Origin of the sequence: Streptomyces sp. NPDC046925, assembly GCF_040644915.1 — a bacterium.
Lineage (GTDB): Bacteria > Actinomycetota > Actinomycetes > Streptomycetales > Streptomycetaceae > Streptomyces.
On record NZ_JBEYWZ010000002.1, the window covers coordinates 503,369 to 520,744 of the forward strand.

At 70.4% G+C, this 17,376-nt stretch carries 16 protein-coding genes; 9 read left to right on the plus strand and 7 right to left on the minus strand.

From position 1 onward, the window contains the following. Positions 1 to 105: 105 nt before the first annotated feature. The 3 genes from ABZ906_RS08665 to ABZ906_RS08675 all read right to left on the minus strand — a co-directional run bounded on the left by ABZ906_RS08665 (position 106) and on the right by ABZ906_RS08675 (position 3,051). On the minus strand, positions 106 to 1,155 hold the full coding sequence (locus ABZ906_RS08665) for a hypothetical protein (protein WP_361381341.1): 1,050 nt from the start codon (positions 1,153 to 1,155) through the stop codon (positions 106 to 108). 167 nt (positions 1,156 to 1,322) lie between these two features. Then, positions 1,323 to 2,393: a hypothetical protein gene (locus tag ABZ906_RS08670; RefSeq protein ID WP_361379239.1), complete on the minus strand. Its 1,071-nt coding sequence runs from the start codon at positions 2,391 to 2,393 to the stop codon at positions 1,323 to 1,325. A gap of 253 nt (positions 2,394 to 2,646) precedes the next feature. Beyond that, complete coding sequence (locus ABZ906_RS08675) at positions 2,647 to 3,051, minus strand: rodlin (RefSeq protein WP_361190214.1); 405 nt, start codon at positions 3,049 to 3,051, stop codon at positions 2,647 to 2,649. Between the two features lie 238 nt (positions 3,052 to 3,289). Between ABZ906_RS08675 and ABZ906_RS08680 the strand changes: the two genes are divergently transcribed. The 5 genes from ABZ906_RS08680 to ABZ906_RS08700 all read left to right on the plus strand — a co-directional run bounded on the left by ABZ906_RS08680 (position 3,290) and on the right by ABZ906_RS08700 (position 9,117). After that, positions 3,290 to 5,206 carry an SMI1/KNR4 family protein gene (locus tag ABZ906_RS08680; RefSeq protein WP_361379242.1) on the plus strand — a complete coding sequence of 639 codons (1,917 nt, stop codon included), beginning with the start codon at positions 3,290 to 3,292 and terminating at the stop codon, positions 5,204 to 5,206. Positions 5,207 to 5,356: 150 nt separating this feature from the next. Continuing rightward, positions 5,357 to 5,854 carry a SigE family RNA polymerase sigma factor gene (locus ABZ906_RS08685; protein ID WP_361381344.1) on the plus strand — a complete coding sequence of 166 codons (498 nt, stop codon included), beginning with the start codon at positions 5,357 to 5,359 and terminating at the stop codon, positions 5,852 to 5,854. Beyond that, a complete protein-coding gene (locus ABZ906_RS08690) occupies positions 5,847 to 6,194 on the plus strand; it encodes a hypothetical protein (protein ID WP_361379245.1) in 348 nt (115 codons plus the stop codon). The genes ABZ906_RS08685 and ABZ906_RS08690 overlap by 8 nt, the downstream gene beginning before the upstream one ends. A gap of 89 nt (positions 6,195 to 6,283) precedes the next feature. After that, complete coding sequence (locus ABZ906_RS08695) at positions 6,284 to 7,543, plus strand: mannosyltransferase family protein (RefSeq protein ID WP_361379248.1); 1,260 nt, start codon at positions 6,284 to 6,286, stop codon at positions 7,541 to 7,543. 62 nt (positions 7,544 to 7,605) lie between these two features. Continuing rightward, complete coding sequence (locus ABZ906_RS08700; protein WP_361379251.1) at positions 7,606 to 9,117, plus strand: DUF4246 domain-containing protein; 1,512 nt, start codon at positions 7,606 to 7,608, stop codon at positions 9,115 to 9,117. A 19-nt stretch (positions 9,118 to 9,136) separates the two neighbouring features. On the opposite strand, the gene ABZ906_RS08705 is transcribed toward ABZ906_RS08700, so the two are convergent. The 3 genes from ABZ906_RS08705 to ABZ906_RS08715 all read right to left on the minus strand — a co-directional run bounded on the left by ABZ906_RS08705 (position 9,137) and on the right by ABZ906_RS08715 (position 10,707). Beyond that, positions 9,137 to 9,946: a hypothetical protein gene (locus tag ABZ906_RS08705; protein WP_361379254.1), complete on the minus strand. Its 810-nt coding sequence runs from the start codon at positions 9,944 to 9,946 to the stop codon at positions 9,137 to 9,139. Then, positions 9,943 to 10,311 carry a TraR/DksA C4-type zinc finger protein gene (locus ABZ906_RS08710; protein WP_361379257.1) on the minus strand — a complete coding sequence of 123 codons (369 nt, stop codon included), beginning with the start codon at positions 10,309 to 10,311 and terminating at the stop codon, positions 9,943 to 9,945. The genes ABZ906_RS08705 and ABZ906_RS08710 overlap by 4 nt, the downstream gene beginning before the upstream one ends. Positions 10,312 to 10,380: 69 nt before the next feature. Beyond that, positions 10,381 to 10,707, minus strand: a complete 327-nt coding sequence (locus ABZ906_RS08715) for a TraR/DksA C4-type zinc finger protein (protein ID WP_361190231.1) — start codon at positions 10,705 to 10,707, stop codon at positions 10,381 to 10,383. Positions 10,708 to 11,047: 340 nt separating this feature from the next. Here ABZ906_RS08715 and ABZ906_RS08720 point away from each other — a divergent pair, with 340 nt between their 5' ends. The 3 genes from ABZ906_RS08720 (at position 11,048) to secD (ending at position 15,549) form a co-directional block, all read left to right on the plus strand. Further along, positions 11,048 to 12,001, plus strand: a complete 954-nt coding sequence (locus ABZ906_RS08720) for a HAMP domain-containing sensor histidine kinase (protein WP_361379260.1) — start codon at positions 11,048 to 11,050, stop codon at positions 11,999 to 12,001. Beyond that, positions 11,998 to 12,663, plus strand: coding sequence for a response regulator transcription factor (locus ABZ906_RS08725; RefSeq protein WP_361379263.1), 666 nt, complete (start codon positions 11,998 to 12,000; stop codon positions 12,661 to 12,663). Before ABZ906_RS08720 ends, ABZ906_RS08725 begins: the two co-directional genes overlap by 4 nt. Positions 12,664 to 13,323: 660 nt before the next feature. Continuing rightward, positions 13,324 to 15,549 carry a protein translocase subunit SecD gene (gene secD, locus ABZ906_RS08730; protein ID WP_361379266.1) on the plus strand — a complete coding sequence of 742 codons (2,226 nt, stop codon included), beginning with the start codon at positions 13,324 to 13,326 and terminating at the stop codon, positions 15,547 to 15,549. Positions 15,550 to 15,575: 26 nt separating this feature from the next. Here secD and ABZ906_RS08735 read toward each other — a convergent pair whose 3' ends face one another. Then, the gene (locus ABZ906_RS08735; RefSeq protein ID WP_361190244.1) at positions 15,576 to 16,355 is read right to left on the minus strand and encodes an NAD(P)H-dependent oxidoreductase; all 780 of its coding nucleotides are present in this window, start codon (positions 16,353 to 16,355) and stop codon (positions 15,576 to 15,578) included. Between the two features lie 139 nt (positions 16,356 to 16,494). Here ABZ906_RS08735 and ABZ906_RS08740 point away from each other — a divergent pair, with 139 nt between their 5' ends. Next, the gene (locus tag ABZ906_RS08740) at positions 16,495 to 17,352 is read left to right on the plus strand and encodes a helix-turn-helix transcriptional regulator (RefSeq protein ID WP_361379269.1); all 858 of its coding nucleotides are present in this window, start codon (positions 16,495 to 16,497) and stop codon (positions 17,350 to 17,352) included. Positions 17,353 to 17,376: the final 24 nt, after the last annotated feature.

Sequence of the window (17,376 nt, forward strand, 5' to 3'; positions counted from 1 at the left end):
CAGCCAATTCAGTCAGCCAATTCGGAACGTCCAGCCCATCAGAACGTCCATCTGCCCCGGCCCGTCACGCGCAACGGGCCGGGGTGCGGTGCTCCCGTTCCGGGCTCAGCCGAATCGCAGGATGCGCGGGGCGAAGGTGCCCTCGGGGCCGGCGGCGCGGCCGACCGACCACACCGTCGACGCGCCCGGCACCGGCGTAAGCCGCAGCGTCCACGAGTCGCCCTCCCCGCCTACCGCCGGTTCGCTGTGCTCGGTGAATACATCCCCGTCCCGGGCGAGGAAGTCCGGCCCCGGCACCAGCGGCGGACCGCCCGGCGGGCCCCACTTCTGCGACCGGGCCACCGAGACCCAGCCCAGCTCACCGGAGGCGTCGGGTGCCAGCGAGTCGATCGAGCCGAAGTCGGTGGGGACGGTCACCCGGTTCCAGGTCTGCCCGTCGAAGCGCACAAGGAGCGGCGGAATCGGCTTGCCCGGAGGGCCGCCGACGAACCCGGCCGTGCCGCCCGCCCACACTTCCGTCGGCGATACGGCGAGCACACTGCTCACGCCCGAACGCGGGAATCCGTCCACGATCGTCTGCTGCCACTTCTGCCCGTCGAAGTGCGACACGGCCGCGCCCGACTCAGTGGCACCCGCCGCCCATACGTCGTCGGCCGCCAGGATGTGCAGGCCGTACACGGATCCCGGTGGCACCGGCACGTCCCGCCAGCTGCCTCCGTCGCGGCGCAGCAACACCTGCGCGCCGTCCCGCGATCCGATCAGCCAGGTCTCACCGCCGCCGGTGACGACTCTGGTCAGCGCGACGCCGTTCGGCGGGCGGCTCTCCTTCCAGGCCTTGCCGTCGTGGCGGAGCAGGCGCGCGCCGCCCGCCAAGTCGCGGCCGACCGCCCAGACCGCGGTCGGGGAGGTCGCGGCGATGGACAGCAGCTCTCCCTGCCAGCCGACCCCGCGCAGGCTCTGGCGCTGCCACGCGGTTCCGTCCCAGCGCAGCATCAGCGGGAAGCCCGGTGCCTCACGGCCGACGGCGTCGGTGCCCACGGCCCAGGCCCGGTCCGGCCCGAACGCCACGGCCTCGTTCAGGCCGGCCTGCGGGCGCACCTGTGCGGGGACCGGAACGTGCTGCCAGGACTGGGTTTCCGCCGCGGCCGACGTCATGAGGGCCGCGAAGGCCAGGGCGAAGGCGAGGGCCGCGACGAGAAGCCTGCGAGGCGCGGGAAACCCGGGCGTCACGGGGAGTCGGTGCGGCGCGGGAAACCCGGGCGTCACGGGAAGTCTGTGCGGCGCGGGAAGCCCGGACGCCACGGGAAGTCTGCGTGCCATGGTCAGCCTCCCAGCCGCTCACTCATGAGGTTCGGTTTCGAGCCGTAGATCTCGGCCGTCCCGAAGGACAGCAGTGCGGACCCGGCACCGGCCAGTGCGCGCGGTTTGACGTCGATCGCGTTCGTGCGCTCGGGGCCGTAGGAGTACGTGGTGCGGTTGCCGTCCACCCGTGCGTACTTGGACTGGAACGCGCGATCGCTGCGCACCGGCAGCCACAGCGCGCCGTCCGGGCCGCGCACCATGGCCTCGGTGTAGGTATCGCCGAGAGGCGGATGGGTGGTGCGCCAGGCCTGCCCGTTCCACGTCATCAGATAGGTGCGGGCCACACCGTCGGTGTACTGGCTGCCGCCGATCGTGGCGCGGCCGGAGGGTTCGAGCAGCATCGTGTGTACGTTGCTGTTGGGCGGCAGCGGCACCTTCGCGTCCCGCCACGCGGTGCCGTCCCAGCGCAGGACGGCGGTTCCGGTATCGGTATCCGCCCAGGCCCGGGCGTCGGTGGCGGTACGCGCGGTGATTCCCATCAGGTAGAACACACCGTCCGGTACTGGCTGCGAGGTCCAGGCGGAACCGTCGTAGTGCAGGACCTTCAGCCCGGTGTCGTCCTCACCGATCACCCACGCGGCACCCGGTACCGCGGCGAAGTCCTGGTAGGTCCACAGGGTCTGCGGCAGCGGGACGGTGCTCCATCCGCTCGCCGACCGGCGCAGTATCTCCCCCTCCCCCGCCCGGTTGTTGTGGAGGATCCACATCTCTTCGCCGACGAACTGCACCTTGCCGAGCCAGCCCGGCTCATCGGCTCCGGGGAAGGTGGTGTCGCGGCTCCACGCCGTGCCGTTCCACCGGTACAGCAGCGGCCGCAGTCCGTCGGCGGCCTGTTCGTACCCGCTCGCCCACGCCTCGCCCGGGCCGCGGGCGGCGAGATCGGACACGGTCACCGGCGGGGAGGTCGCCGGGGGCACGGGAAGCGCCGACCAGCTCGGCTTCACCGGTGCGGTCGTCACGGCCGCGGCGGGTGACACGAGCGCGGCACACGCGATCATCAGGCAGACCATGACCACACGGAGACCGTTCACGAGACCCCCCAGGACGTGAAGGTCGCACAGCCTATTGGCATGGACACGCCCACGAACAGTCGGCATTCGGCCGATCGCGACTCTTTCCGGACACCGGAGTGTCACTCAACTCCGTTTGTCCACTGCGCAGTTGACATACAGAGGGGCCTGCGACCCTGTAGCCGGTCCGCGGACGGAGCGACTGCAGGGCCACAGGCCCCTCGTACTGCCTCTGCGGGCCGGGCGAGGCCCGGCCCGCGGAAAGCGTTCGGACTCAGCCGTTGTTGGCGCCGTTGCCCGACAGAGCCGGGATGTCGCTGAGGATGTGCGACAGCGGCTCGTCCTGCTTGCCCTGCGTGGAGTTCTCGGCACACTGCTGGTTCTGCGGCGCCGAGAGGACCGGGATGTCCTGAACGGCGATCGGCACGAGACCGACGAGGGAGCCCACGTTCGCCTTGACCGGCACACCGAGGCAGAGCTTGTTCAACGAGCCCTGGACCAGGCTCCCCTGAAGGCTCATGTCCCCGTCGGTAGCGCTGTTGCCGAACGCCGTCTCGGCACCGTTGCCGCTGAGCGAGGTGGTGCCGGTGTCGTCACCGATGGCGACCGCGCTGCCGGCGCCGCCGGCCAGGGCGACGGCGGCAAGGCTCAGGGCGAGGGGGAGATTACGGGTACGCATGTCACTCCAGAACGAAACGTGAGTTGCTAGGAGGGGCCAGTACATCCGCCAATGCCCCGGTTCTGCTCCTATTCACCCGTTAGCGGAGTGTCGGCGGAGCCGTACTGACGACAGCTGTCATGGCCCGCCCGGGCAGCCCGGCACCAGCATCAGCCGCCCGCGGAACCACCGGCCCACCAGGCCCCGTTGAGCGCACGGAGCAGAAGTAATGTCAGTGCCGGGTGTGAGGATCACCCGCATGGACGCGACGACATTCGACTGGCGGGCCTTCCTCACCCGGTGGAGCGAGGAGTGGGCCGGCGCACGGGACGACTTGGCGGCCCTGAGTGCGGACGATGCCGGGCTGCGGCGGCGCCGGTGGCTCGGCGACGCGCCTGCCGCCGAGGCGGACATCGCCGCCATGGAGGCGCGCATCGGGTGTGCGATGCCGCCGTCCTACCGGGAGTTCCTGCGGGTCAGCAACGGCTGGCAGCATGCGGGCGGATTCGTCTGGAGGCTGGCCGGCACACACGAGGCCCACTGGCACGAGGACGCGAGCGGTCTCGGTGAGGACTTCGACGAGTTCTGGGGCGAAGAGGACAACCCGGAGGAGGTTCGGGCGCAGGTCGGCCTGTGGTCCCGTGCGCTCCAGCTGGACGTCGCCTCGGACGCCACCTATGTGCTGCTGGATCCGGAGGACACAGGGCCTGACGGCGAGTGGGCGGTGCGCGTCTGGGCGTCCTGGCTGGACCAAGACCCCAGGTGGTACGCGTCGTTCGCGGAGTTCATGGTCGCCATGCACCAGGAGTTCCACAGCCTTGAGGCCGACAGGGACCGGCCGGAGAGCACCGCCGCTTTCGTCAACGAGACCACCCGCACCCAGGACGCGGCCGTGGCCAAGGCTCGCACGGCGGCACTGCGCGGACGCCACGAAGAGGCGATCCCCCTGCTCGTAGAAGCCCGGCAGTACGGTCGGCCGCACGCAGCCGAACTCCTGCAGCAGATCGGCCGGCTGGGCGGGCGGCACTCGGACAGTGAGCAACAGCCGCACCCTGACGACCCCCGCTTCCTCACCGAGCTGCTCCCCCTGGACGCCGCCGACCTGCTCAACAGCGGACGCGGCACGGACAGCTGGCGCTTCGCCGACTCCGAGCGCTTTCCCGGCACCGCACAAGCCGCGGCGGACATCTGGCGCGAGTCGAAGGAGGGAACCTACCGTTACGCGCCCGGCGGCGCCTTCGGGGAGGCGGTCGACGAGGCCCGCGAGCAGGCCCGCTGGGGCGACACCGATGCCGCCTGGCGCACCCTGCGCGCCGCGATTGCGCTGTGGGAGCCGTTGGGACCCGGCCACATCGCCCCGGTGGGCCTGCTCGCCGATCCGCTGCTCGCACCCGTGCTCACCCCTGCGCGGCGCCTGGAACTCCTGGCAACCCCGCGCGGCGGCGAAACGGGCCCGGCTCCGGACCCCGCCGGCGACCAGGACCCCCACGGCCTGTCCTGGCTTGCACGCCCCGGTGAACTGAGCGCGGGACAGTCATCGCCATGCGACTTCCGGATGGTCCTGGTCGAAGGAATCACCCCGGACGCACTGCCGGCCCTGCTGGGCTCGTCGCCCGGCGCACCGCTCGCCCCGCCACTACGGCGCTGGGACGTCAGCCGCCATCACCGTCCCCGTCAGCGGACGTTTTCCGGCTACGACGACAAGGCGCTGCTCAGCGTCGGACGTGCGGGGACGGATTGGAGCTTCGGTTTCGACGAGTCCGCCTCCACCGCGTTCTCCATGCAACGGTTCATCACCCCCGCGCCGGCCGCCTCCGTCCACGGCCTGGCGATCGTGGTGTGGAGCCAGTGGCGCCTGGACACCCCGGTCTTCCACCTGTCGGCCGCCCGGAACGGAACACTCCTGTACGCGTTCACGGTGCGGGACGCGGTGCCCGAGCACAGCTCCGGCTCCCTCCCCGCCGAACTGACCCCGACGGCTCTCGGTTTCGATATGCCGGGCACGGCTGCCCGGGTGGCGGCGACAGCTCGCGCCCTGGAGGCCATCACAGAGCGGTACGGCGTCTCCCTGCCGCGCCGCGCCCTCACCGAGGGCCGGCTGCACTCCTTCGAGTCGGCGTCCTGGATACGCCCGCCCGGCCCCGGCGAGACCTATATGACGATCACCATCGGCTGAGGCACAACACCTCTCAGAGGGAGCGCGCAGACGCCGCGTTCCCGCAATCGCGCGTGAGGACGATCACTCCGCTGCCTTCGTGCCGGTGTCAACCGGACCGGGTGCGGCGGGCGTATGCCTGGTGAAACGAGAGAGATCCAGGAGTGGTCGTTGACCGTCGAGGAGTTCGAGAAGTTCTATGCCCAGACGGTCACACGTCTCACGGGGCAGCTGTACGTCATGCTCGGCGACCTGCATGAGGCACAGGACGTCGTACAGGAGGCGTTCGTACGGGCCTGGCGGCATCGGCGCCGGCTCGATCGTGACGGGCAGCCCGAGGCCTGGATCCGCACCACCGCCTGGCGTCTCGCGGTGAGCCGCTGGCGTTCTCGGCGGCGCACCACGGAGGCCTGGCAGCGCACCACTGCTCCGCCGGACACCGAAGGTCCCGGCCCCGAGGCGGTGGTGCTCGTGGACGCGCTGCGCACCCTGCCCGCCCAGCAGCGCCGCACGATGACCCTGCACTATCTGTGCGACCTGAGCGTCGAGCAGATCGCCGGGGAAACGGGCCTGTCCAGCGGCACGGTCAAGACGCATCTCCGCGGGCGAGCCGCGCTCGCCAGCCGCCTGAAGGACCCGCGCATCGAGGAGGAGGCTTTCGATGTCTGAACCCAACGACGCGTTGCGCTCGCTGTTCCGTGAGGCCGCCGACCGCGGCCAGGCCCAGTCAGGCCCGCCGCCGTTCGCGCAGATCGCCGAGCGCGGCAGGAGATCGCAGCGCCGCCGACGCGCCCTGGTCGTGCTCGCCGCGTGCCTGGTCCTGGGCGGCGGTGGAGCGGCGGCGGTCGCGCTGCTGCCGGGCGGTCCCGCGCCGGTGCCCCCGGCGAACACGCCGTCCCGGCCCGCGCCGTCGCCGATGGACACCGCCCCGCCGCCCTCCATGTCGCCGACGAACGACCCCTCCCGGTCGCCGTCCCACTCCGCCACCACGACCTCGCCCCCGCGCTGAGCCCACGCCCGGCTTTCGACCGGCTTTCGTCGAGCCGCACCGCAGCGTCCTTCCCTGACACCCCGTGACCCGGCGGGCGCCACCGGCCGATGCCGCATGCCCGCACACACCCTGAAGAGTCCCTTATGACCCCTTTTATACCCGCATCGGCCACGCGACCGTACGAGCGCCCGGTCACCCCCGTACAACCCGTGGAAGGCAACAGGCCGTCGCCCTCAGCCCGGCTGTCCCCCGCTGACCGCGAAGTACTGTGGCTGTATCTGCTGACGCGCCTGGCCATCTGGATCACCGCCTACTGCGCCCGCTGGCTCTTCCCCGCCGACCCCGACACCCGGCAGCCCGCCGGCGTCTTCGCTCCCTTCCAGCACTGGGACTGGGCCCACTACGTACACATCGCGCGCGACGGCTACTTCCCCGACGGAGCCGGTCCCGCGCTCGGCGGCTGGGACAACCGGGAGGCCTTCTTCCCCGGCTTTCCGCTCCTGCTGCGCGCCGTCCACGTCGTGGTGCCGCACTGGACCGCGGCCGGACTCCTGATCTCCTTCGCCGCCGGGGCCGTCGCGGTCCTCGCACTGACCCGGATCGCCCGCCTCCACCTGCGGCACCCGTCCGCCGGCCGACGCGCCGCCCAGTTCCTGCTCCTGTCGCCGTGCGCCGTGTTCCTCGCCGTCGGCTACACCGAGGCCCTCTTCCTCGCCCTGGCACTGCCCGCCTGGCTCGCGGCCCAGCGAAACCACTGGCCCCTGGCCGCGACGCTGACGACCCTGGCCTCCACCGTCCGGGTCACCGGGCTCTTCCTGGCCGCGGCCATCGCCCTGCACTTCCTGCTCACCGCCCGCGCCCACCGGCGCTGGACCGCGTTGCCGTGGCTGGCCCTGCCCGCACTCCCGGCGGCCCTCTACAGCTGGTACCTGCACGCACACACCGGTGACTGGATGGCATGGCAGCACGCTCAGGAACGCGGCTGGCACCGCACCTTCCACGCGCCGTGGGAGGCGTGGTCTCGCACCTGGGACGCGGCCTTCTCGCACACCCAAGCCACCGGATACGCCGGTATGTTCCAGGCCGAACTCCTCGCCATGGCCGCGGGTCTCCTCCTGCTCGCCCTGCTGATCCGGCGCCGCCGCTGGCCCGAGGCCCTCTACCTCGCCCTCAACCTCTGGGCGCTCGGCACCTCGTACTGGTACATGTCCATCCCCCGCGCCACCCTCGTGTGGTGGCCGCTGTGGATCGCCCTGACCGCCTGGAGCCTGCGCCGCCCGCGGCTCACCACGATCTTCCTGTGCCTGGGCGTCCCGCTCACGACCCTCGTCACCCTCACCTTCATGACGGGACGCTGGGCCGGCTGAGGTGTCAGTGGGCTGAAGTACGCTTCCCGGCACTGCACTTCAAATGTGAGGACCACGAGAAGTTGACTGATCTGACTGCCTTCCCGCTGCCCTTTTCCGGAGCGGATTCCACCCCTGGTTCCCGCGGAGGGTCCCTCGCGACACCCCGAACTCTGCGCGAGTTGCAGATGATGGAATGCAGCGCCGCGATCCGGGAAAAGCCGTCGTGGTTCGACAAGATGAACGACCCCGAGATCGCCGCCAGATGGACGCGGGAAGCGACCGCGCAGGGCATGACCGAAGCGCAGGTTCGTTATGTCCTCGACGAACTCGCCCACTACGCCGGGCTGCGCGACGCGCGTACGGGCATCGAGGTGTCCGGTGTCGACGGGGTCTGGCAGTCGGACAAGCTGGTCGACGATGAGCTGAGGTCCCGCCTGCGTGAAGCGGTACGGGTGCTGGAAGAGGTCCCCGAAGGAGAGAAGGACTGGCATCCGGGGTCCGCCGGGCAGGTGCTTGACTTGGTTCACCCCTCGCTGTTCTGCCTCGTACGCGAAGTGAGCGGTGCACCCGAGCGGGCCTGGCAATTCACGCCGAATTACTGGTCGAAGCACGAATTCTCGGAGAAGTTCCAGTGGCTGCCCACGGATGTGCGGGTCGGCGACGACGGCGACGTGTCCTTCCTTTCGTACGTCAACAACGTTCACCCCGAGGCCCATCGCGAACTCGCCTCCGTGCTGCCTGCTCTGTTCGCCCGCATGCGCCCGCTGTGGGAGAACGTGCTCACCGATCTGCGCCATCCGCGTCCTCTGCGGATCAAGGCCAATCCCTACTCGTGGTACGAAGGCACTGAGCCGGTCGCACCCGATACCGACGATGACGACGCCCACGACGCCTATGAAAGGGCCATGGACGACTGGTGGGACAACCGCATCCCGGCCGTCCCTGACGCCTCGCCCTTCACCCCGCCCGCCTCACCCGACGACTCAGCCCGCGTCGACCTGCGCGGCCGTCGCCTCCAGGTCATCGTCAAACTCGCCACGATTCACCTCACCCCGGAGAAGCCCGAGTACGAGGGCGGCTCCTGGCATGTCGAGGGAATGCTGAACGAGCGCATCGTCTCGACCGGCATCTACTACTGGGACAACGAGAACATCACGGAAAGCAGGCTGAGTTTCCGCGCGGCCCTCGACGACCCGGATTACGAGCAGAACGACAGCGCCGGCATGAGTGAGGTCTACGGCCTGGACGACGAAGACGCCCTGAACCAGGTCCTCGGATCGGCGCCGACCCCGGCGGGTCGCTGCCTGGCGTTCCCGAACGTCCTGCAGCACCGCGTCGGGCCGTTCCGCCTCAAGGACCCCAGCCGGCCGGGCCACCGAAAGATCCTCGCGTTCTTCCTGGTCGACCCATCGCAGAACATCGTCTCGACCTCCGACATACCGCCGCAGCAGCCGTGGTCCTCCGACACCTCGACCATGACGCTGGAGCAGGCCAAGGCATACCGCGAACAACTCATGCAGGAACGCAAGTTCTTCGTCGACGAGCACAACGAACGGCTTTACGAGCGCGAGTTCTCTCTCTGCGAGCACTGAGCAGGCGACGTCACTGGAGTTACCGGCGTGCGTAACCCATCGCGGAGGGGTGGGTGTGGGCGGACTGCAGGAGTTTCGCCGCGCCGCGGACCGCCGCGGTGTGCGGGGCCGGGACCGTGCGGACGGGGGCGTGCAGTTGGTCGGTGAGCGGGTAGATGATCTCGGGGCGCAGCGCGCCTCCGCCTGCGAGGAGCGGGCCCCGCTGAAGGGCGTCGAGCGTCTGGGAAGTGAGGTCCTGCTCCAGCATGGTGGTCGTCATCGCGACGACCGCCTCGGTGATCCGCGCGGGCGCGGTGCGGCTGTCCAGGTCGCTGGTGCCCAGGGCGGTGTGCCGGGCGTCGAACACCGCGCCGTCGGCGAGGAGCGTGACCTCGGTGAGGTGGGCGCCGATGTCCACGACAAGCAGGGGGTGGGCCAGGTCGGCGTCCGCGGCCATGGCCACGGCGCGCGCGGCGGGGACGGTCAGTACCGAGCGCGGGCGCAGGATTTCGACCGCGGTACGGGCCTCGGCGCGGTAGGCGACGCCGCCCAGTACGGGCGTCGTCAGGATGAGCAGAGGGCGGCCGAAGCGAGGCAGGCGGTTGCCGAGCAGCCGGTCGAGCATGCGGGAGGTTCCGGGGGTGTCGACGATGGTGCCGCGCTGGATGGGGTACGCGGCACCGGCGCCGGGGAACGTGACCGTGGGGACATCGAGGATCATGCGCCGCCCGGACGTCCAGGCCCGGGTGCGGGCACTGCCCAGATCGAGCGCGATACCGGAGCACCGCCGGCACCAGGGCCACGAACGGTGGCGGGTGGCGAAGGCGCCGGGACTGGATGGCGTGGTCACCGGCCGGCCTCCCTGACCTGCTGGCAGCGTGCGCAGTAGCGGGCCTGCGGCACGATCATCAGCCGCTCCCGGGCGATGGGGCTGCGGCACAGGTGACAGGCACCGTAGCTGCCGTGGTCCATCCGCTCGAGAGCTGCTTCGACGTCGGACAGGACCATGCGGGCCGAGGCGGCGAGCTTGACGCGGACCTCGAGCTGGGAGGAGGCCTGCCGAGCGCGCGCCGCGTCGATGCGAGGCGTCGCGGCGCCCGAGAGCTGCTGCAGCTGTTCCTGGCGGAAGAGCCGTTGTTCGTGGAGGTTCTCGCGCAGTGCGGCGAGGATCTCGATGGACAGTGTGGTCTCGCGGTCGATGATCTGGTGGTTCACCGATTCACCCCTTGGGCAGGGCGGGAAGAGGGGGTTGTCAGGGCGGGACGGCGTAGCGGACTTCGGCCGTCAGGCGACTTTGCGCTGGCAGGGAACGCAGAACGGGGCGTACGGCAGGATCTCCAGGCGCTCGACCGGAATGGCTGTGGTGCAGTTCCGGCAGAGGCCGTAACTGCCGTTCCGTACCCGGGTGACGGCGGCCTCGACTTCGTCCAGGACTCGCCGGATGGCTTCTTTCTGCATGGACATCATCTGTTCCTCCGCCTCCGACCCGGCCTCTTCGACGGCCTGCAGCTGTGTGAGGCGGGTGGCGCGCTCGTGTTCGAGGCGCTGGAGGGCCTCATGTGCCGTCAACCGCTCGACGGGGGCTTCGGTCCGGGGCACATCGAGGGACATGGCGGTTCCTTCTTTCAGCGGGTGGGTCGCGCCGGGCAGGTAAGTCGGGAGCCTGGCCGGGAAGTCGGCAGGAGTCGCGGGTTGCGCTCCATGCCTCCACCCTGGCCGCATCGGCGCGTGAATCCCATCGGGCGCGATACCCATCTGTGACGGTCCGGAGATCCGGGACGCCGCAGGTCAGATCCGGGAAATGGGCACTGGAGCCCATCGACGAACCCGCCGGGAGCGGGCAACCTGGACAGCAGTCCGGTCAGAACCAGCGGCTGTGGTTCACGCTCTGGGTGCGCGGTGACCGACAGTAGAGACACAACCGCGTCACACCGAGAAAGGCGTCATCCCGTTGTCCCTGTTCTGGCGGATCTTCGCGCTCAACGCCGTGGTGCTCGGAGGCGCCACGGCACTGCTGCTGTGGGCGCCGGTGACCGTCTCCGTGCCCGTGGTCCTTACCGAGGCCGTCATCCTCGTGGGCGGCCTCGGCGTCATGCTGGTCGCCAACGCGGCTTTGCTGCGCATCGGCCTCGCCCCACTGGACCGGCTCACCCGGCTGATGCACACCGTTGACCTGTTGCGCCCCGGACACCGGCTTCCGGAGCAGGGCAGCGGTGAGACCGCCGAGCTGATCCGTACCTTCAACGCCATGCTCGAACGGCTCGAGCAGGAACGGGCTGCCAGCAGCGCCCGCGTCCTGCTCGCCCAGGAGTCCGAACGGCGCCGCATCGCCCAGGAACTGCACGACGAGGTCGGCCAGACCATGACGGCGGTCCTGCTGTCCCTCAAGCGGGCGTCGGACGAGGCGGACGAACCGCTGCGCGGGGAGCTGCAGCAGGCGCAGGAGATCACCCGGGGGAGCCTGGACGAAGTACGCCGGCTGGTGCGCAGACTACGGCCGGGCGTACTGGACGATCTCGGTCTGATCAGCGCCCTGACATCCCTGACCACGGAGTTCGCCACACACGCGGGGCTGCGTGTGGTGCACCGCTTCGCGAGCAGCCTGCCTCCGCTGGGGCCTCAGGCGGAACTCGTCCTGTACCGCGTCGCGCAGGAAGCCCTGACGAACGCGGCCCGCCACGCCGAGGCCGACCAGGTCGAGGTGAGCCTGGAGCACACCGGCGATGCGGTGGTCCTGTCCGTCGTCGACGACGGCCGCGGTACCGGAGTCGCCCGCGAGGGGGCGGGCATCCGCGGAATGCGGGAGCGGGCCCTGCTGAGCGGGGCCACTCTGGACGTCATCTCCACCCCGCGGGCCGGTACGACGGTCCGGCTGACCGTGCCCCTCCTCAGGAAGCAGCCATGACCCAGCCCCACACATCCGCGATCCGTATCCTCCTCGCCGACGACCACGCGCTGGTACGTCGCGGGGTGCGGCTCATCCTCGACCGGGAGCCGGACCTGGAGGTCGTCGCCGAGGCCGGTGACGGCGCGGAGGCCATCGACCAGGTCCGCGCCCACGAGGTCGACCTGGCGGTGATGGATGTCGCCATGCCCCGGATGACCGGCCTGCAGGCGACCCGCGAACTCCTCGCGCTGAAGCCCGATGTGCGGGTGCTGATGCTCACGATGCACGACAACGAGCAGTACTTCTTTCAGGCGCTGAAGGCCGGCGCCAGCGGATACGTACTGAAGTCCGTGGCCGATCGTGACCTGGTGGCGGCATGCCGGGCCGCCATGCGCGACGAGCCTTTCCTGTATCCGGGCGCGGTCACGGCGCTCATCCGCAAGCACCTCGACCGTGTCCGCCAGGGTGAGGAGCCGCCCGAGCAGGTGCTGACCGCGCGCGAGGAAGAGGTCCTCAAACTCGTTGCCGAGGGCCACTCCTCCAAGGAGATCGCCGAGATGCTCTTCATCAGCATCAAGACCGTCCACCGCCATAGGGAGAACCTGCTGCACAAGCTCGGCATGCGTGACCGCCTCGAACTCACCCGCTACGCGATCCGCGTGGGTCTCATCGAGGCCTGAGCCGCCTGACTGCCCCAAGTCTCCGACCGCTTACTCCCCGGTCGGGGACTTGGGGCTCCGGACTGAATGGGGAGGGAGGGGGATGGCCCGCTTCGCACGCACCGCTTCACGCGTCCGTGGCCCGGCAGCAGCGATGCAGGCCGTCCTGCTCGCCGTCCTCATCGCCTTGCTCGGCCCCTCTGCCCTCAGCGGCGAGCAGCCCCGCGTGCCGAGCGGCACAGTGGCTGCCGCCCATACCGCCGCGTCCGCAGGGAGCGCGCCGCACGCGGATGACTCGGCGGGGAGCACGCCGTACGCGGATGACTCGGCAGGGGGCGAGCCTCACGCGGATGACCCGGCAGGGGACGAGCCTCGCGCACAGAGCGCAGTACCCGGCCTCTCCCCCGTCACCGTGCGAAGTCATCGGGACGCCACCGGGGAGCGTCATGTTCCGCCACTCTCCGCCGTAGGCACGTCACGCGGCACCGCGGTCGGACCGCTCCCCCGCACAGTGGCGCCGCGATCGTCGGCGCCCCCGTCCGCGTCGGCGCACCCGGCACTGGGTCACGGGATGCGCGCGCCGCCCCCGCTCTCCGGCATCTGACGTCTCCCTCTCCTCTCTTGCTCCCTTCTTGACCGCGGTCACTGCTCTGGCCGCGGTGTGCCTGCCGGAGGCCTGCTGTGCACCGATCCACGCGCATCAGAGGGCTGATCGCCCTCGTCGCTGTCGCTCTGTCCCTGTATGTAGCGCTCACCGTCCCCGTCCACCTCGGACTCGATCTCCGGGGCGGCACCCAGATCGTTCTCGAAACCCGTCCCACGGCCGACGGCGATGCCGACGACGAGGCGACGGACCGCACCATGGAGGTGCTGCGCGGCCGTATCGACGCGCTCGGTGTCGCCGAACCCACCATCGCCCGCTCCGGCAGCGACCGGATCGTCGTCGAACTGCCCGGTCTGCAGGATCCGCGAGAGGCGGCCGACGTGCTCGGCCGCACCGCCCAGCTCACCTTCCACCAGGTGCTCGGCGCGGCAGCACCCGACGACAAACCCGGACGACTGCCCGAACGGGCCCGCGAACAGGTGCTGGACGATGAGTCCGGCCGGCCTCTGCGCCTCGAGGCCGCGTCGCTGACCGGGAAGGACGTCGAGAAGGCAGCCGCCCGTCTCGATCAGCAGGGTGGTGCCGGATGGCATGTCACCGTCGACTTCAAGGGCTCGGGCAAGGACGGCTGGGCCCGGCTGACCGGTGAGGCCGCCTGTCATGCGGCCGGGGATCCGGCCCGCAGGGTCGCCATCGTCCTCGACGACAAGATCATCTCTTCGCCGCAGGTCGACCCGTCGGTCGCCTGCCGGTCCGGCATCAGCGGTGGCTCCACCCAGATCACCGGAAGCTTCGACGACAGCGAGGCCAAGGAACTGGCTCTGCTCATCAACGGCGGCGCTCTTCCGGTACCGGTCGAAACGGTCGAGCAGCGCACCGTCGGCCCCACCCTGGGAGCGGAGGCCATCACGGCCAGCGCCTGGGCCGCCGTCATCGGCACCGCCCTGACCTCGCTGTTCATCATCGCCGTCTACCGGATCATGGGCGCGCTCGCCGCCGTGGCCCTGGCTTGCTACGGCCTCATCTCCTACGCCGCCCTCGCAGCGCTCGGCGCCACCCTCACCCTGCCGGGACTCGCCGGGTTCGTCCTGGCCATCGGCATGGCGGTCGACGCCAACGTGCTCGTCTTCGAACGCGCCCGCGAGGAGTACGCAGTTCGTCATCGCCCCACCCCGCGGTCATCGGTGACCGCCGGATTCCGCAGAGCCTTCAGCGCGATCGCCGACTCCAACATCACCACCCTCATCGCCGCCGGCCTGCTGTTCCTCCTCGCCTCCGGCCCCGTGCGCGGGTTCGGCGTCACGCTGGGCATCGGCGTCCTCGCCTCCATGGTCAGCGCCCTGGTCATCACCCGCGCCCTCGCCGACTACGCCGTCTCCCGCCCCGCGCTGCGCCGCCGCCCCCACCTCACGGGCATCGCCCACACCGGAACCGTCCGCGACCGCCTCGGCCGCAGCAATCCGAGCCTGATGCGACACCCGCGCCGGTGGCTGGCCGCCTCGGCGGTCGCCCTCGTCGCGGCCGCCTCCGGTATCGCCGTGCGCGGCCTCGACTTCGGTGTCGAATTCACGGGTGGCCGCCTCATCGAATACACCACCGCCACGCCCGTCGACGCCGACCGGGCGCGCGCCGCGCTCGCCGACGCCGGATTCCCCCGGGCCGTCGTGCAGACCTCCGGCGAGAACCAGCTCAGCGTCCGCACCCACCAGCTGAGCAACGCCCAGGCAGCGACCATCACCGACACCATCAGCGACCTGACGCACCAAACGGACAAGATCCGCGACGAAGCCATCGGGCCCAGCCTCGGCAAGGAGCTGCGCCAAGGCGCCCTCATCGCTCTCGGTGTCGCCCTCGGCGCCCAGCTCATCTATCTCGCGGCACGCTTCCGTTGGCTCCTCGGAACCTCCGCGGTCGCCGCCCTCGCCCACGACGTCGTGATCCTCGTCGGCATCTTCGCCTGGCTCGGCAAGCCCGTCGACGGCGTCTTCCTGGCCGCCCTGCTGACCGTCATCGGCTACTCCGTCAACGACTCCGTCGTCGTCTTCGACCGGATCAGAGAACTCGCCCGCGCCAACCGCGGCAAACCCTTCGCCCGCATCGCCGACCAGGCGCTCCTGCAGACCCTGCCCCGCACCGTCAACACCGGCATGGGCGCCGCCTTCATCCTCACCGCGCTGGCCGTACTCGGCGGCGATTCGCTCACCGACTTCGCCCTGGCCCTGCTCATCGGCCTCGTGGTGGGCACGTACTCCTCGATGTTCACCGCCACACCACTGGCCGTCGAACTACACCGCCGCAGCTGAGGGACGTCCTCGGCGAACCCCCGCGGTCAACTCCGCACGTGCAGCCCGAAACCCGTGCGGCCCGCGGGCTCCAGCCCCTCCTTCAGATGCAGGGAGGGAATCTCGTAGTCACCGAAGTTCTGCTGCCGGAACGCGAGCGGCTCGGTCGTCTCCAGGGTGAGCAGCCGCTGCTCCCAGGCCTTGGCGACGACCGGGTACTCCTCGTGGGTCATCCGGTCGCTGCCGTACAGCACGAACGGCGGCAGCACCTCGATGCCGGGGTAGTAGAGGATGCCGTGCTGGATCGGGAACAGCAGATCGTCGATGGGGCCGTTGATCCCGCGGGCGGCGTAGTGCGACTCCGGACCGCCCGTGGTCACCGACAGCAGGGCCCTGCGGCCCGCGAGGGTTCCTTCGCCGAAGCGCTCGCCGTACTTCGTGTCGCTGTGCTCACCGACGCCGTACGCGAAGTGGAAGGTGAACACCCGGTCCACCCAGCCCTTGAGGATCGCCGGCATCGAGTACCACCACAGCGGGAACTGGAAGATGATCGTGTCCGCCCACAACAGCTTCTCCTGCTCGCCGCGGACGTCCGGTGTGAGCGCCCCGGCGTCGAAGGCCCGGCCCGAGTCCCGCGCCACTTCCAGCGGACTCGATGCGTGCGGGCCGTAGTCGGCCGCGTCCGCGACCGCCTTCCAGTTCATCGCGTACAGATCGCTCACCCGCACCTCGTGCCCGGCGTTCTCCAATGTGGATACCGCGAGGTCCTTCAGCGAGCTGTTGAGCGACTTCGGCTCCGGGTGGGCGTGGACGATCAGCGTCTTCATGAGAACTCCTTCGGATCGGATGCCTTTGAGTCTGGGCACCGCGCCGCCCGGTGTTCAGGGGCGCCGCTTCCGTCGGACCGGACTTCCTGGTAACGGCAGTACCACCTTCGCGCGCCCCGCCGAGGCCATACTGGGAGGCATGGACGATCTCGCGGGCTTCCTGCGGACCCGGCGTTCCCGGGTCGACCCGAAGGCCGTCGGCATCCCCGCCGACAGCCGCCGCCGGGTCGAAGGGCTGCGCCGCGAAGAGGTCGCGCACCTGTCCGGAGTCAGCGTCGATTACTACGTGCGCCTGGAGCAGGGCCGCGCGACCCAGCCCTCCGAACAGGTCCTCGACGCGCTCGCCCGCGTCCTCGGCCTGGACGAGACCGAACGAGAGCACCTCTCCCGGCTCGCCCGGCAGCGCCGTGGGCGCGCGAAGGCGCCGGGCGGGCGTCTTCGGCCGGAGGTTCTGCGCGTCCTCGACCTGGTCACCGACGCACCCGCGCTGATCATGGATCATCGCCTTGACGTGCTCGCCGGCAACCGCCTCGCCGGGCTCCTCTTCGACCGGCCGCTGCCGGGCCTGAACACCGCCCGGCACATCTTCCTCGAGGAGGCGGAGCGCGGTCTCTACGCGGAATGGGAGAGCTGCACCCTCGACGTCGTCGGACACCTGCGGCTGGCCGCCGGCAAGTATCCCGAAGACCCCCGCCTGGCCTCGCTCATCGGCGAGCTGGCGATGGGCAGCGAACGCTTCCGCCGTCTCTGGGCCCGTGCTGACGTGCGGGCCCGCACGCACGGTCGCAAGGTGTACCGGCATCCGCTGGTCGGGCTCCTTGAGTTGCACCAGGAGAACTTCGCGCTGCCCGACGAGTCAGGCATGGAGCTGCTTGTGCTGTCCGCGGCCGCCGGTAGTCCCGCCGCGGACGGGCTGCGCCTGCTGGCGGGGCTTGGTGCAAGGGACGCGGGCAGCGGCGACTTGCTTCCCGCGGTGGAGACGCACGTCCGCGAGTAGCGGAGAGGGTCAGGCGTGCGGCGA

Excerpts from the sequence above, each read along its gene's own strand:
- ABZ906_RS08740 (WP_361379269.1), top strand. The coding sequence starts at position 16,495 with ATGGACGATCTCGCGGGCTTCCTGCGGACCCGGCGTTCCCGGGTCGAC.
- ABZ906_RS08690 (WP_361379245.1), top strand. The coding sequence starts at position 5,847 with ATGTCTGAACCCAACGACGCGTTGCGCTCGCTGTTCCGTGAGGCCGCC.
- ABZ906_RS08665 (WP_361381341.1), bottom strand. The coding sequence starts at position 1,155 with ATGACGTCGGCCGCGGCGGAAACCCAGTCCTGGCAGCACGTTCCGGTC.
- ABZ906_RS08675 (WP_361190214.1), bottom strand. The coding sequence starts at position 3,051 with ATGCGTACCCGTAATCTCCCCCTCGCCCTGAGCCTTGCCGCCGTCGCC.
- ABZ906_RS08680 (WP_361379242.1), top strand. The coding sequence starts at position 3,290 with ATGGACGCGACGACATTCGACTGGCGGGCCTTCCTCACCCGGTGGAGC.
- ABZ906_RS08735 (WP_361190244.1), bottom strand. The coding sequence starts at position 16,355 with ATGAAGACGCTGATCGTCCACGCCCACCCGGAGCCGAAGTCGCTCAAC.
- ABZ906_RS08725 (WP_361379263.1), top strand. The coding sequence starts at position 11,998 with ATGACCCAGCCCCACACATCCGCGATCCGTATCCTCCTCGCCGACGAC.
- ABZ906_RS08695 (WP_361379248.1), top strand. The coding sequence starts at position 6,284 with ATGCCGCATGCCCGCACACACCCTGAAGAGTCCCTTATGACCCCTTTT.
- ABZ906_RS08715 (WP_361190231.1), bottom strand. The coding sequence starts at position 10,707 with ATGTCCCTCGATGTGCCCCGGACCGAAGCCCCCGTCGAGCGGTTGACG.